Origin of the sequence: uncultured Algibacter sp. (assembly GCF_947487605.1) — a bacterium.
Lineage (GTDB): Bacteria > Bacteroidota > Bacteroidia > Flavobacteriales > Flavobacteriaceae > Algibacter_D.
This window is the reverse complement of sequence record NZ_CANKXK010000009.1, coordinates 120,504-135,527: the sequence shown is the minus strand read 5'-3', so window position 1 is coordinate 135,527 and position 15,024 is coordinate 120,504. Positions and strand designations below refer to the sequence as shown.

Annotated in this window: 17 protein-coding genes; 8 read left to right on the top strand and 9 right to left on the bottom strand. The window is 32.0% G+C overall.

All coding sequences use genetic code 11. The annotated features are described in order from the left end of the window. Positions 1–28: 28 nt before the first annotated feature. Genes ligA through Q0739_RS11540 form a run of 3 tightly spaced genes read right to left on the bottom strand, consistent with a single transcriptional unit; the run spans position 29 to position 3,359 of the window. Complete coding sequence (gene ligA / locus Q0739_RS11550) at positions 29–2,023, bottom strand: NAD-dependent DNA ligase LigA (protein ID WP_298238887.1); 1,995 nt, start codon at positions 2,021–2,023, stop codon at positions 29–31. After that, positions 2,023–2,871, bottom strand: a complete 849-nt coding sequence (gene prmC, locus Q0739_RS11545) for a peptide chain release factor N(5)-glutamine methyltransferase (protein ID WP_298238886.1) — start codon at positions 2,869–2,871, stop codon at positions 2,023–2,025. The genes ligA and prmC overlap by 1 nt, the downstream gene beginning before the upstream one ends. After that, positions 2,868–3,359 carry a GNAT family N-acetyltransferase gene (locus Q0739_RS11540; RefSeq protein ID WP_298238885.1) on the bottom strand — a complete coding sequence of 164 codons (492 nt, stop codon included), beginning with the start codon at positions 3,357–3,359 and terminating at the stop codon, positions 2,868–2,870. Before Q0739_RS11540 ends, prmC begins: the two co-directional genes overlap by 4 nt. Before the next feature lie 156 nt (positions 3,360–3,515). Between Q0739_RS11540 and Q0739_RS11535 the strand changes: the two genes are divergently transcribed. From Q0739_RS11535 to Q0739_RS11520, 4 genes are read left to right on the top strand one after another with little or no spacing between them, the layout of a single operon-like run. Beyond that, positions 3,516–3,971 carry an LEA type 2 family protein gene (locus Q0739_RS11535; protein ID WP_298238884.1) on the top strand — a complete coding sequence of 152 codons (456 nt, stop codon included), beginning with the start codon at positions 3,516–3,518 and terminating at the stop codon, positions 3,969–3,971. A gap of 2 nt (positions 3,972–3,973) precedes the next feature. After that, complete coding sequence (ribD, locus tag Q0739_RS11530; RefSeq protein ID WP_298238883.1) at positions 3,974–4,978, top strand: bifunctional diaminohydroxyphosphoribosylaminopyrimidine deaminase/5-amino-6-(5-phosphoribosylamino)uracil reductase RibD; 1,005 nt, start codon at positions 3,974–3,976, stop codon at positions 4,976–4,978. Continuing rightward, positions 4,971–5,591, top strand: a complete 621-nt coding sequence (locus Q0739_RS11525; protein WP_298238882.1) for an HAD family phosphatase — start codon at positions 4,971–4,973, stop codon at positions 5,589–5,591. The genes ribD and Q0739_RS11525 overlap by 8 nt, the downstream gene beginning before the upstream one ends. After that, positions 5,588–6,196, top strand: coding sequence for a YigZ family protein (locus Q0739_RS11520; RefSeq protein ID WP_298238881.1), 609 nt, complete (start codon positions 5,588–5,590; stop codon positions 6,194–6,196). Before Q0739_RS11525 ends, Q0739_RS11520 begins: the two co-directional genes overlap by 4 nt. 1 nt (position 6,197) lies before the next feature. Here the strand turns inward: Q0739_RS11520 and Q0739_RS11515 are convergent, their stop codons facing one another. Next, on the bottom strand, positions 6,198–6,596 hold the full coding sequence (locus Q0739_RS11515) for a thioesterase family protein (protein ID WP_298238880.1): 399 nt from the start codon (positions 6,594–6,596) through the stop codon (positions 6,198–6,200). A gap of 192 nt (positions 6,597–6,788) precedes the next feature. On the opposite strand from Q0739_RS11515, the gene dnaA reads away from it, so the two are divergent. From dnaA to Q0739_RS11500, 3 genes are read left to right on the top strand one after another with little or no spacing between them, the layout of a single operon-like run. After that, positions 6,789–8,216, top strand: coding sequence for a chromosomal replication initiator protein DnaA (gene dnaA / locus Q0739_RS11510; RefSeq protein WP_298238879.1), 1,428 nt, complete (start codon positions 6,789–6,791; stop codon positions 8,214–8,216). A gap of 13 nt (positions 8,217–8,229) precedes the next feature. Beyond that, entirely contained in the window at positions 8,230–8,682 is a 453-nt protein-coding gene (locus tag Q0739_RS11505) for a low molecular weight protein-tyrosine-phosphatase (protein ID WP_298238878.1), read from the top strand. Between the two features lie 53 nt (positions 8,683–8,735). Then, complete coding sequence (locus tag Q0739_RS11500) at positions 8,736–9,452, top strand: SAM-dependent methyltransferase (protein ID WP_298238877.1); 717 nt, start codon at positions 8,736–8,738, stop codon at positions 9,450–9,452. Positions 9,453–9,457: 5 nt separating this feature from the next. On the opposite strand, the gene Q0739_RS11495 is transcribed toward Q0739_RS11500, so the two are convergent. The 5 genes from Q0739_RS11495 to dapF all read right to left on the bottom strand — a co-directional run bounded on the left by Q0739_RS11495 (position 9,458) and on the right by dapF (position 13,466). Then, positions 9,458–10,117 (bottom strand): peptidoglycan-binding protein LysM, encoded by a 660-nt coding sequence (locus Q0739_RS11495; RefSeq protein ID WP_298238876.1) that lies wholly within the window; start codon positions 10,115–10,117, stop codon positions 9,458–9,460. Positions 10,118–10,228: 111 nt separating this feature from the next. Next, entirely contained in the window at positions 10,229–11,134 is a 906-nt protein-coding gene (locus tag Q0739_RS11490; RefSeq protein WP_298238875.1) for a DUF2279 domain-containing protein, read from the bottom strand. Then, positions 11,134–12,177: an endolytic transglycosylase MltG gene (gene mltG / locus Q0739_RS11485; RefSeq protein WP_298238874.1), complete on the bottom strand. Its 1,044-nt coding sequence runs from the start codon at positions 12,175–12,177 to the stop codon at positions 11,134–11,136. Before mltG ends, Q0739_RS11490 begins: the two co-directional genes overlap by 1 nt. Continuing rightward, positions 12,178–12,699, bottom strand: a complete 522-nt coding sequence (locus Q0739_RS11480) for a GNAT family N-acetyltransferase (RefSeq protein WP_298238873.1) — start codon at positions 12,697–12,699, stop codon at positions 12,178–12,180. It abuts the gene before it with no gap. Then, positions 12,696–13,466 carry a diaminopimelate epimerase gene (gene dapF, locus Q0739_RS11475; RefSeq protein WP_298238872.1) on the bottom strand — a complete coding sequence of 257 codons (771 nt, stop codon included), beginning with the start codon at positions 13,464–13,466 and terminating at the stop codon, positions 12,696–12,698. Before dapF ends, Q0739_RS11480 begins: the two co-directional genes overlap by 4 nt. A gap of 124 nt (positions 13,467–13,590) precedes the next feature. On the opposite strand from dapF, the gene Q0739_RS11470 reads away from it, so the two are divergent. Next, on the top strand, positions 13,591–15,000 hold the full coding sequence (locus Q0739_RS11470; RefSeq protein ID WP_298238871.1) for a trypsin-like peptidase domain-containing protein: 1,410 nt from the start codon (positions 13,591–13,593) through the stop codon (positions 14,998–15,000). The last annotated feature ends 24 nt before the right edge of the window (positions 15,001–15,024 follow it).

The following is a 15,024-nucleotide window of genomic DNA, read 5'->3' as shown; positions in this document are numbered from 1 at the left end:
AAATGCTTTTTATCGATATTTTTTTTAATTATTTTAATTTTTGTAAGAATTCGTACTCACTAATTAACACTATATCAAGCTTTTCCGCTTTTTCCTTTTTACTTGGCCCCATATTATTACCAGCAACAATATAACTTGTCTTAGAAGAAATTGAACTACTTACCTTGCCACCATTGTCCTCAATCAGTTTTTTTAGCTCATTTCTAGAAATCGATTCAAACACGCCTGTCACAACAACTATATCGCCTTGAAGAATATTTGTTTGACCAATAAGCTGTTCTGCAGACATTTCTAATTGAACACCAAATGCTTTTAGCCTATTAATAATTTCATTGTTTTCATCTGAACCAAAAAAAGCATTAACACTTTCGGCTATTTTTATTCCAATTTCATCTACATTAATTAAATCTTCTTGAGTAGCATTTGCAATAGCATCAATAGTTTTATAATGTTTAGCCAACTTCTTTGCCACTGTTTCTCCTACATAGCGAATACCTAATGCAAATAGAACCCGTTCAAAAGGAATGTTTTTTGATTGCTCTATACCTTCAATTAAATTATCAGCGCTTTTTTCTGCCATTCGCTCTAAAGGAACTACTTGTTCTTTAGTAAGTTCATATAAATCAGAATAATTAGAAATCAACCCTTCATTCACCAATAACGCAACAGTTTCACTTCCTAAACCATCAATATCCATTGCCTTTCTTGAAATAAAATGCTGAATTCTACCAATTATTTGTGGATTACAACCATTATAATTAGGACAATAATGTTGGGCTTCACCTGCTTGCCTAACAAGTTCTGTTTCGCATTCTGGACAATGCGTAAGATATTTAGTTGGTGTAGAATCTATTGAGCGCTTCTCTAAATCTACTCCCAATATCTTTGGAATAATTTCTCCACCTTTTTCAACATAGACCATATCCCCTTCTCTAATATCTAACTTTTCTATTTGATCTGCATTATGTAACGAGGCTCGCTTAACTGTTGTTCCTGCTAGCTCTACGGGTTCTAAATTTGCAACTGGAGTTATAGCTCCTGTCCGCCCTACTTGATAAGTTATGTTATTTAATCTAGTTGAAACTTGTTCTGCTTTAAACTTATATGCTATTGCCCAACGCGGCGCTTTGGCTGTATAACCCAACTCCTCTTGTTGTTGTAAATTGTTTACTTTAATAACCACACCATCGGTTTCATAGGGTAAATCGTGACGATGTGTATCCCAATACTCCACAAATTCTAAAACCTCATCAATAGAATTAGTTAACTTAGCAACCTCAGGCACTTTAAACCCCCATATTCTTGCTTTTTCTAAACTTTCAAACTGCGTGTTAATACCTAAATTCAATCCTGTTAAATTATAAAGTAGACATTCCAAGGGGCGTTTTGCTACTTCGGCACTATCTTGTAATTTCAAACTTCCAGATGCTGTATTTCTTGGATTTCTATATGGCTCCTCTCCTATTTCAATGCGCTCCTCGTTCATTTTATTAAAACCATCAAAAGGAAGTACAATTTCGCCACGTATATCAAATTTTGAAGGAAAATCGCCTTTTAATTTTAGTGGTACCGATTTAATAGTTTTTACGTTAGCAGTTACATTATCACCTTGAAATCCATCACCTCTGGTAACAGCTTTTAATAAAACACCATTTTCGTAAGTTAAACTTATTGATGCTCCATCGTATTTTAATTCACAGGTATATTGAATATCACCATCTACTAATTTCTTAATTCTTGTTTCCCAATCTTGCAAATCTTCTTTAGAATAAGAATTATCTAAAGAATACATGCGGTGCTCATGTTTTATAGTCTCAAAATTCTTAGTCACCGCACCACCCACGCGTTGTGTTGGTGAATTTGAATCAAAAAATTCAGGGTATTTAGCCTCAAGGTCTTGAAGTGTTTTCAGCTTAATATCGAATTCATAATCTGAAATGGTGGCATTATCAAGAACATAATAATTGTAGTTATGCTCGCGTAATTCGTTACGCAAGTCCTGTATTTGTTGCTCTATAGTCATTAACTTTTATTTCCTTTTATCATTCTATCTTTTTTAAAGATATCTTGTTTCAACTCTATTTCTTTAAAATTGTTATTCTTTAATAACCTAATCATATCGCCTCCAAGATACTCATTGATTTCAAAAAATAACACCCCTGTCTCAGTTAAATTATCATTGGCAAACCTAGTAATAGCTTCATAAAACAACAATGGGTTATTATCTTTTACAAATAATGCTAAATGTGGCTCATTATCAAGCACATTGCTTTTCATTAATTGCTTTTCTTTTTCTCGAACATATGGCGGGTTTGATACTATAATATCAAATTTCAAATTTTTAAATGCTGATTTAGTATTCAAAATATCGATTACAGAAAATTCAACTTTCACATCATTTAAGGCTGCATTTTTTTTAGCAACTTGTAACGTATCAGGACTAACATCTAAAGCATAAACATTGGCTTTAGGTAAATTTTTAGCTATAGAAATAGCAATACAACCGCTGCCTGTACCAATATCTAAAATATTAATTGAGCTTGTCGTGTTTTCATTACTAAGTATCCAAGCAACCAACTCTTCAGTTTCTGGCCTTGGTATTAACACATTTTCGTTTACTTGAAAAAGCAATCCGTAAAATTCTGTTTCACCTATTATATATTGTATGGGTTTTTCTTTAATTAATAAATTTAATGCATTCAAAATTATCTCGTTATTAGCAATACTTATTTCGCTATCTAAAGCCAGTTGAATTCTAGTAATCTCATAGAACGCATCAATTAAGAGATAGAAAAAGCTATCAACTTCTTCTTTTTCATAAATAGTATCTAATTTTTGATGAAATATTTTTTGGATGTCTCTTATCTTCATAAATCTCTTATCATCCAGACACCACACGAATAATGCCCTGTATTACCTAAAGATTTTTCTAAATGCTTAAACCCATAACTTTCATATATGTGTATAGCTGTTTTAAGTTGTGGTGCAGATTCCAGATAGCACTTTTTGTAACCCAAGTCTGTCGCAGCACTCATGCACATTTCAAATAGCTTTTTACCATAACCTTTACCTCTTACTTTGGGGGAAAAGTACATTTTTTGTATTTCACAAACATCTTTATCAAAACTACTTAGTGTCTTAATACCTCCACCGCCAAGAATTTTACCATCATTATCCAAAACAAAGTAAATATCATTATTATTTTGATAAGACTCGTACATTCTTGGTGTTTCTTCATCCTCATAAGCCGTTCCTTCTAATGGGATTTTAAACTCATGAAAACATGCTCGAATAACTTGCTCTATCTGAGCATTATCTTTGGGTTCAATTTCTCGAATAACTATAGTATCTTTACGCACTTCAAATAACATTTTGAGTTAGTGAATATACGCCAAATCAGAAATATTTGAAATGAAACTAGCCTGAATTTTAATTATTTTATAATATTTTAATCGATTAAAATTCATGGAATTAGTACTAATTTAATTTATAAAATTCAGAAAATAAAATAGCACATGAAAAGAACGTTAGTCTTATTAATTATATGTAGCACATTTATTCGTTGTTCGGTTAAAGAAAAACCTCAATTTATTCGTGTTGAAAACATTAAGGTTTTAGAATCTACTTCTCGATATGTCACGTTTACCGCAGACGCACTATTTATGAACCCTAACGATATTGGTGGCGAACTTAAAACTGATGAAATAAAAGTTTTTGTTAACGATAATGAAATGGCTAGCGTCTCAACCGAAAGCTTTAAAGTTCCAGCAAAAAAAGAGTTTTCAATTCCTCTTAAAACCAAAGTTCCAACAGATAGTATTTTTAGCAATAAAAGCATTGGAGGCTTAATTGGAAGTTTATTTAGTAGAAAAGTGAAAGTGCAGTATAAGGGCGCTATTGTATATAAGGTATTTGGTTTTTCATATACCTATAATATCGATAAAACTGAAGATGTAAAAATTAAACTGTAACGTTGAACACACACGAAACTTACATAAAACGCTGCATCAAAATTGCCAAACAAGGCTTAGGTATTACAAGACCTAACCCAATGGTTGGTTGTATTATAGTTTACAAAGGCAAAATTATTGGAGAAGGCTTCACTAGTAGTTATGGTGGTAATCATGCCGAAGTTAATGCTATAAACTCTGTGAAAAACAAAGAATTATTAAAAGAAGCCACACTTTATGTAACCTTAGAGCCATGTTCTCATTTTGGAAAAACACCTCCTTGCAGTAACTTAATAATAAAACATAAAATACCTAAAGTCGTTATTGGCTGTATTGATGACAATGAAAAGGTAGCTGGCAAGGGTATTGAAAAACTCAGGAAAGCAGGTTGCCATGTGATTACAAATGTTTTAGAGGAAGAATGCAAAGCACATCACAAACGTTTTTTTACATTTCATAATAAAAAACGCCCTTATATTATATTAAAATGGGCAGAAACTAACAATGGATACATAGCTCCAGCATCAAAAAAAGAACAAAAACCAGTATGGATTACCAACACCATGTCCAGACAATTAGTTCATAAATGGCGCACTCAAGAGCAAGCCATATTAGTAGGCACAAATACTGTTATTAAAGACAACCCTAGCTTAACAGCTCGAGATTGGACAGGAGAAAACCCCCTTAGAGTTGTTATAGATCGAGAAGAAAAACTCTCTAGCACCCAAGCTGTATTTAATAAGAAATCTAAAACAATTAGGATTACAAAAAAGGATATTGATTTCTCAAAGAATATAGCCCAACAAATTTGCAACTTATTATTTCATAAAAACATAAACTCTGTAATTGTAGAAGGAGGCGCAAAAACACTCAAAACTTTTATAGATGAAAACCTTTGGGACGAAGCCAGAGTGTTTATTGGAAGTATGGCTTTTAGAAATGGAACTAAAGCTCCCAAATTTTCTGGTTTATTAATTTCTGAAAAAAAAATACAAGAAGATATTCTTAAAATATATAAGAATGATTAAAGCAATTATTTTCGATTTTGGCAATGTGTTTATCAATTTAGATATTGAAGGTGCTCTAGAATACGCTTTAAGTAAGTTTGATATTGATTTTTTTTCTGAAGAAATAATTGCTTTTAATAATTTGTATGAGCAAGGACTAATTTCGACAAATGAATTTATTGCGTTTTATACAGAAAATTTTCCGAAGTTATCAAAAGAAGAATTAATTAAAGTTTGGAATTTTATATTGAAAGATTTCCCTATAGAACGCTTAAACTTCTTAAAACAACTTCAAACAGATGCTAAATACAAACTAGTTTTGTTGAGTAATACAAACGAACTACATATAGATTGGATTAAAGAACATATTCCTTATTATGAATCGTTTAAAAACTGTTTTGATGCATTTTACCTATCGCACGAAATTCATTTAAGAAAGCCAAACAAGAATATATTCGATCTTGTATTAAACGAAAACAATTTAAAAGCCAACGAATGCATTTTTATTGATGACAATAAAGACAATATTAAAACCGCATCTTCTATAGGAATAAAAACATGGTATATAAACCCAAAAACAGAAGATGTTATCAATCTATTTAAAACTAAAGAACATTTATTTGATTCTATTTGATAGAAAACGACACATATAAAACCATAGAAGTTGCCTCTAAACCAATTCTATTTAAAGATAAAAATAGCAAGTTCTTTGGTTATGCTTTTCCAGTAAAATCTAAAGAAGATGCTAAGTATTATTTAGATTTCTTAAAAAAGGAACATCATACAGCACGACATTGGTGCTACGCCTATCAATTAGGAACCGAAACTATTACATACCGCGCTAGCGACGACGGCGAACCTAATAATTCAGCTGGAATGCCAATTTATGGTCAAATTCAATCGTTCGAAGTTACCAACATACTAATTGTGGTTGTACGCTATTTTGGAGGTGTTAAATTGGGAGTTGGCGGATTAATAAATGCCTACAAAACTGCAGCTCAAATGGCTCTTGAAGCCTCACAGATTATAGAAAAGACTATTAACATTAATTATTTAATTTCTTTCGATTACAAGAACATGAATAAAGTGATGCGTATTATAAAAGAAAGAAATTTAAATATTATCAATCAAAAACTGGAGATGGATTGCCAAATTTCAGTATCAGTAAGAAAAAAAGATGCAGAATCTGTTTTTAAAAATTTCAATCATTTATTCGAAATAGGCATAAAAAAGCTATAAACTAATTATCTAAAGCTTCTAAAATATAACTAGGAGGTCGAGTAGGCTTATTCGTTTTCATATCAATAAACACTAAAGTCGTACTAGCAGTGGTTAAAATTTCACCTGCTTCATTTGTAATTTCATAGTCGAATTCAATCCTAACTGTAGGTCGTTTTTTAAGTTGAGTTTTCACATTAATTACATCATCGTAACCTGCTGATTTTTTATAGTTTAAACTCAATGAAACAACTGGAAGCATGATACCATTTTCTTCCATTTTTTTGTAAGACACTCCCATTTTACGAAGCAATTCAATTCGTCCCATTTCAAGATATAATGGGTAATTACCGTGGTATACAACTCCCATTTGGTCGGTTTCCCCGTATCTCACTCTTATTTGTATTTCATCGAATTTCATAAGTATAATTGAATATTTTTTTGTAGTTTCGGCTAGCAGATAAACATGAGGAAAAATTTCTTAAAATTCAATAGTAAATCATTTTTTTTTTAAGAATTTTGTTCACATATTTGTCCAGCCCAATAAGAGGGATTTTTGAGAAGCCATTTCTCATATCATTTAACTAACTAACAAGTCCGAAAAATAAAATTAATGAGTGTAACTGCGCAAACGGTATGGAATAATTGTCTTGAATTTATAAAGGATAACATTCAGCCGCAAGCATATAAAACATGGTTCGAACCTATTAAAGCGGTTAAACTTTCAGATAACGCATTAAGTATTCAAGTACCTAGTAAGTTTTTCTACGAATGGCTTGAAGAACACTATGTAAAAATCCTTAAAGTCTCATTAACAAAGGAATTGGGTGAAAAAGCAAAGCTTGTTTACGTTATTAAAATGGAAAACACTTATGGTAATAAACAACCGTTTACCGAAAAAATTCCTAGCTCAAACCGAACATCAGTAAAAGCACAAGACGTAGATATTCCGCTAAATAACAAAAGCCCAGAATTACGTAATCCATTTGTTATACCAGGTATAAGAAATGTAAAAATAGAATCTCAGTTAAATCCAAATTACAGTTTCGAAAATTTTTTAGAAGGAGACTCTAATAGATTAGCCAGAAGCGCTGGTTTAGCTGTAGCTGCTAAGCCAGGTGGTACATCATTCAATCCTTTATTAATTTTTGGAGGTGTTGGACTTGGCAAAACACACTTAGCTCACGCTATTGGGGTAGACATTAAAGACAAATATCCTGAAAAAACCGTTTTATATATTTCTGCGGAAAAATTCACACAACAATATATAGAGTCCGTTAAAAAGAATAATAGAAATGATTTTATTCATTTTTATCAAATAATTGATGTTTTAATTATTGATGATGTACAGTTTTTATCAGGAAAATCTGGAACACAAGATGTTTTCTTCCACATATTCAATCATTTACACCAAAACGGCAAACAAGTTATTTTAACTAGCGACAAAGCACCTGTTGACATGCAAGATATAGAGCAACGCTTGTTATCGCGTTTCAAATGGGGTCTTTCTGCCGAATTGCAACATCCAGATTTCGAAACAAGAGTTTCTATATTAAAGAATAAACTATACCGTGACGGTGTTGAAATGCCAGACGATATTATAGATTATGTTGCTAAGAACATTAAAACAAATGTTCGTGAACTAGAAGGCGCTATCATTTCGTTAATAGCGCAATCGTCTTTCAATAAAAAAGAAATTACCATAGAGCTTGCCAAACAAATTGTTGAAAAATTTGTAAAGAATACAAAACGCGAAGTTTCTATTGACTACATTCAAAAAGTAGTTTCGGACTATTTCCAAATGGATATAGACACCTTACAGTCTAAAACCAGAAAGCGCCATATTGTACAAGCTAGACAATTAGCTATGTTCTTTGCTAAAAAATTTACAAAAGCATCTCTAGCAAGTATTGGATCGCAAATTGGTAAACGTGACCACGCAACGGTATTACACGCTTGCAAAACAGTTGACAATCTTTCTTCAACAGACAAACAGTTTAGAAAATACGTTGAAGATATTGCTAAAAAACTTTCTATTTAAATACCTTTTATAGATGACTAAAATTCTCATGGTGTGCTTGGGCAACATTTGTCGTTCACCATTAGCCGAAGGGATTTTACGCTCTAAGTTGTCTTCTAACACTTACACCATTGATTCTGCGGGTACAGCAGGTTACCACATAGGAAACCCACCAGACAAACGCTCTGTAGCTGTAGCTAATAAATACGGGTTGGATATTTCGAATCTTAGAGGACGCCAATTTACAGTTTCTGATTTTGATATTTTTGATTACATATTCGTTATGGATGAATCTAATTTTGATAATGTTAGCTCGTTAGCTCGTAATGAGGGAGATATTGAAAAAGTTAAACTTATTTTAAATGAGGTATATCCAAATCAAAATTACAGTGTTCCTGACCCCTATTATGGCGGGAAAGAAGGCTTTGAAAATGTTTTTAAAATGCTAGACGAAGCTTGCTCCTTAATTGCAGACCGTCTTTCTTAGTAATCCTAAAAATATTAGTACTTTTATTTTTCAAATAATTTTCCGTATATATAATGAATTCAGCAACTGGTAAACTCTATTTAATTCCAACAACCTTAGGTGATAATGCACCACTAGAGGTCTTACCAATTTCAGTAAAAAAAGTAGTTGAACAAATTAACACCTACATTGTTGAAAACGAAAAAACTGCCCGACGATTTATAAAAAAAATTAGTTCTGGAAAATCACAAGGGGCATTACAGATGTTTCATTTAAACAAATTTACAAACCCACTTGAGCTGCCAGAATTTTTAAACCCTTGTTTACATGGTGTAGATGTAGGACTCATGTCTGAAGCTGGCTGCCCAGGAGTGGCAGACCCAGGAGCAGAAATTGTAAAACTAGCACACAAAAAAAACATAAAAGTTGTACCGCTAGTCGGCCCCTCCTCTATTCTAATGGCAATGATGAGTTCTGGTTTAAATGGTCAAAGCTTTTCGTTTAATGGTTACTTGCCTATTGACAAAGATGAGCGCAAAAAAGAAATAAAACGATTAGAACGCTTATCGTTTGATAATAATCAATCTCAAATATTTATTGAAACACCTTATAGAAACAATAAACTACTAGAAGATTTACATAATATTTTGGGAAATAGCACAAATATTTGTGTTGCTTGCGATATTAGTCTTACTACCGAATTTATAAAGACACAAGAAGCAAGTGCATGGAAAAAAAATAAGGTAGACCTCCATAAGAGACCTACCATATTTATTATTCATAAAAACTAGACTATTTAAATAGCCTTCGCCTTTCTATCTGCTTTTACAAACGATGTGTCATATCCAGAAAATTTCTTCATATAAATAGAAACTGTCGTTCCATAACCATCGGCAAAGTTATTAATTCCATAACTTCTAAGGTATTTTTTCACACTTCCTGGACCAGCTAAATGCGCTGCAGCAAGAATACCAGATTCAGTTACAAGAACACCATTAATTTTCTTTCCAACAAAATTTTTGATTTCTCTTCTCAATATCCATTTGTTACGTTCTGCATTAGCAATAAATGCTTTTTCTTGTAATTTAGGATCCTTTAAAAATTTATTAGGATTATGAATCCCTATTAGTTTTAAAGTTCCTTTACCAAATTGATATTTTCCAAGATAGCCATAAGTATTTACACATGCGTAATTACCTCTAGATTCTTTAAAGGCTAAAGCTTCTTTAAATCCTACAAAAGATTTTCCTAAATACGGAGAAAATGTTTCGTTAGTGTCATTCGATGCCGTAATATTATTAGTAACATTTGCATCAAGACCCACGTTATAATTTAACACAAGGCCTTTTGTTGAATACTCACTTAAATCTATCGTTTCATTAGTTGAAAACGATGCGTACAATAAAATAGAAATTGTAAGCGTCAGGGTTAAGTAACTTGCAATATTCTTTATCATAATTTCTAAATTTCTTCAGTGTTTTTTCATTAGAAAGAACACATGAAATTTGAGCGTGCAAAATTAGATATTTTATTTATACTTTCAAAATTAATCGATTATGTGTAATTTTTAATAGTAGAATAGATGAAATACACACCTATTTTTATTAAATTCTAAGGAAGGAAAGGGTATTTTTATCATATTAAAAATGTCGAAAATTGTCCTTAAAAACTTAGAATTTGTTTGGATAGCGATGAGGTTTAAATCTAAACTTAAATAGAATTGCCGATATCTATCATTACCATTAATTATTTGATTATCAGTTGTTTTACTACCATAAAGCATACCTTCACCACTATAGCCGAATGCGACATTTAACCATTTGGGAATTTTACTCTTCTTAAAAAAAGAATGCAAGTTAGCGCTTAACCAATAGGTTTGTCCGTTGTAATCCTTCAATACCTGTTCTAAAAACGATTCACCGAGTTTATCAGGCCGTTTATCAGCAAAATTTGTTTGATGAAAAGAGTACTTTATGGCAATTCTCTGCTCATTCCACAATAATTCTTGTCCAATATACACACTTGTACCAATGCCGTTAGCCAAAATATCGCCCCATGAAAATCCCCATTCTTGAGAGTAACCATCTAGCACTTCTACTGCTGCTAAAAACCCAAAACCTAGTGTTGCTCCATACAGTAATTGATCTTGCTTTTTAACACCACTCCAATTAAGTATTTGAGCTCCATGCTTAGCCAATTGATACGATGTAAAAACATGACCAACTTTATCCATTTGCAACCATTCATTATTATCATTTACTGTATGAAACTTCGAGCGTTCGAAATCTGCATACCATAATTGATTTAATCCAATTAAAGAAATGGACGCAAGGGAAGTTTCAGAAATAATGACAGCATTTCTACGTCCTTTATTTAAAGAATCTGAAGGTGTTAAAAATGCATCTATCTTAGACTGAGAAAAAGATATAATTGATATTAAAAGAAAAAGATATTTTAAGCTGCCCTGTTTCATTACCTATTAATACCTTGAGCAGATAGGTAACGGTGGTATTCTCTCGCATTTACATTATGCTGAGCTAAAGTTTTAGCGAACTTATGAAATCCAAATCGTTTGGCATCAGCAGCAAAATAAAGGTATTTGTGCTTTTCATAATTTAAAACTGCATCAATTGCAGAAATATCTGGCATAGCTATTAAACCTGGAGGCAATCCTAAGTTCTTATAGGTGTTATAGGGAGAATCAATTTCCTTATGAACATTTAAAACTCTTTTAATTACAGTGTTTTTATACTTTGGAAGCTGATATGCTGCAAATTTTAAAGTAGGATCTGCTTGCAATGGCATACCAATTTTTAGTCTATTCATATAAACACCTGCAATTCTGGGTTGCTCACTTGCTTGTTTAGACTCCTCATATACAATCGACGCCAAGGCTATTACCTGATTTGGTGTTAAACCAATCTCATTTGCTTTTTTAACTCTTGTATCACTCCAAAAGCGTTGATATTCTTTTAGCATTCTATTTCTAAATTCTTCTGCAGAGGTGTTCCAAAAAAACTCATAGCTATTCGGCAAGTACATCCCTAGAGCAGTCGCTTTATTAAATTTATTTTCAGAAAGAAAAGATGTATCCTTCATAGCCAAAAGTAGAGAAACGCTATCTGCTTCAATTTGATTTGAAATTCGGCCAGCTAACTTTTCAAGAGTTTCTTGATTATTAAAAGACACTGTTATTGGTAAATTTTTACTTCTAATGGAATTAATAATATCATTATTATTCATCCCGCTTTTTATTTCGTAACGTCCAGCCTTAACGTTATCTACATATTTTTTTCTTTCGGCAAGAACATCAAATTTATTTATGTCTTTTAAAAGAGGCTCGAGTTGTTCGCGAACATCGGTATAAGAATCTGTGGACTTTACATATATATATGCTTTATCATTGTTAAAAGTTGTATTTGGTGTAAACATAGTGCTGTAAACGAAATAGGCGAAGTATCCCGCCACAATTAACCCCAAAAACACAATAGTAAGAAGTATTTTTTTTATATACATTTAATTATTTATTAGCTGATATAAGTATTCGTTTTTATAAGCTTCATTTTCAAAATTCCAATCTTTCTTAAGGCCTACTTTTACAAACCCTAATTTTTCAAAAAGCTTAATGCTAGCTTCATTCTCTTCAGAAATATTACAATATAACTGATGTAGCCCTAATCGAGCAAAGCAATATCTTACTAAAAGTTTTAAAGCTTCATCTCCATAACCTTTATTCCTTTTATCCCACTTTATTAAAATACCAATACCTGCCCTTCTATTTTTAAAGTCGAAATCGAAAATATCTATTAGTCCTAAAGATTCTTCTTGATAATTCGAAATTACCAATCGCAATTGTTTTACTTCAAAAATATCTTTATGTGCGTTTTCTAAATATTGCTTAATAAGAAATTTTGAATATGGTGCTTGTGTATTACTTAATTCCCAAATAGATTCGTCGTTTTCAACCCTATGGATAAATTCTAAATCTTCGGGTTCTAGTGCTCGTAAGTAAATATTATCTCCCTTTAAGGTTATCATATACTTCCTTTGAATACTAATTTTGCTGGTCCAATAAGCCATATATTAGAATATAGTCCATTTTTTTCATCAAAAGAAACTTGTAGTGTTCCTCCTTGCACACTTAAAGTTACCAAATTGTTTTTGGTTTCCTCTAGCGCATGCATTGCTATAGCCACAGCAGTTACACCCGTACCGCATGACAAAGTTTCATCTTCTACACCACGCTCGTAAGTTCTTACTGCAAAAGTAGCTTCAGATATTTTTTTAACAAAGTTCACATTACTCCCAGCCTCATTATAGGGCTCTCCGTAGCGTATTTCGGCTCCTTCCTTCTTAATATCAAAATCATCTAAATCTTCTTTAAATTGAACATGATGAGGAGAACCTGTATCTAAAAAAACATGACTACTATGCTTTTCAACAGTATCTACATCTTGCATTTGTAGTTTTACTATTTCATCTTTAATTGTTGCATAGTGCAAACCATCAATTGCTTCAAATGTTGCTTCATCTTTAATTATGCCTAATTGTCGTGCAAAGGCAACAGCACATCTTCCTCCATTACCGCAAAGGCTTTTGCTACCATCAGAATTAAAATAAATCATTTCAAAGTCTGCTTTACTATGATTCTCTATTAAAATTAATCCGTCTGCACCTATACCAAAACGTCTGTCACATAATGACCTAACAAGTTTGGTATTATTTTTGTCGATTTTTTTTTGACGATTATCAATCATCACAAAATCATTTCCCGTTCCTTGATATTTATAAAATTCTAACTGCATATTAAGGCACAAATATATGAATATAAAACTGTTTTTTTGATTGTTAAATAGTCGTTAAAGTTGAATTTTGGATTCAATAAATAATTAATTTTAAACGTTAATAATAAAACTTAAACTGAAAATTATGAAGAAGATTTTATCATTAGTATTGATTTCGGCATTAGGTGGCATTTTCACCTTAGGTGCGTACAAATTATTTTTAGAAGAAGAACAGGCCGTTGTTGTAAATACACAAGAAACCATGCCTACTTTTCTGCCTGCAAGCACCACTAATACGTTATATAAAGCTTATGAAGCTCCAGATTTTGCTATCGCAGCAGAAAATAGTATCCATACAGTTGTTCATGTAAAAAACTTAACTTTAAGTACAGGGCAGCTAACTTTTGAAGATTTATTTTTTGGAAGACGTAAGCAACGCGCCCAAGTTGGTACTGGCTCTGGTGTTATTATTTCACCAGACGGTTATATCATTACAAATAACCATGTAATTGATAAATCTCAAGAATTATCTGTAACACTTAATGACAATAAAACCTATACTGCTAAAATTATTGGTACAGACCCAAAAACAGATATTGCGCTCTTAAAAATTGAAGCTGATGAAGATTTACCGTTCGCAACCTTTGGTGACTCCGACCAAGCAAAAATAGGCGAATGGGTTTTAGCTGTTGGTAATCCTTTTAATTTAACTTCTACAGTTACTGCTGGTATTATTAGTGCCAAATCAAGAAACCTTGATCCAACTGGAAAAAATGTACACTCTTTTATTCAAACCGATGCAGCTGTAAATCCTGGAAACTCTGGTGGTGCACTTATAAATACTAATGGCGAACTTATTGGCATTAACACTGCTATTTCATCTCAAACAGGCTCATATATAGGCTATTCTTTTGCAGTCCCTAGTAATATTGCTAGAAAAGTTGTTGAAGATATTATGGAGTATGGTAATGTACAAAATGGTATTTTGGGTATTACAGGCGGTACTTTAAATAGTAATTCCGCAGAACAAATAGGCGTTGAAGATACACAAGGTTTTTATGTAGACAGTGTCGTTGAGGATTCGGGTGCTGAAAAAGCAGGATTAAAAAAAGGTGATATTATTAAAAAAATTGATAATGTTAAGATAACAAAATTTGCAGATTTAAGTGGCCACCTTAATACAAAACGCCCTGATGATATTGTTAATGTAACACTATCTAGAGATGGAGTTTTAAAAACAGTTCCTGTTAAACTAATAAGAAATGAAACTTTTGTTCTTCCTCTTGTAGGGCAAGTAAAAAATTTAAAGCCTCAAGATTTAAAGAAACATAACATTAGTAATGGGATTAAAATCTCAAAATTAGATGATGAATATGCCGACTATTGGAAAAACAACAATGTAAAAGAAGGTACCATAATTACTGCAATAAATGATATTAAAGTAAATTCGGTTGACGATGCTCAAGACATTATAAGAAATCAGTCCGCTTCAGAACCTTTAAGAATAGAGTTAATTAATTCTGAAGGCGAAAAAGAACGCTATAATTTTAGATAATTTTGTTTTTATTGTTTAGTTGAA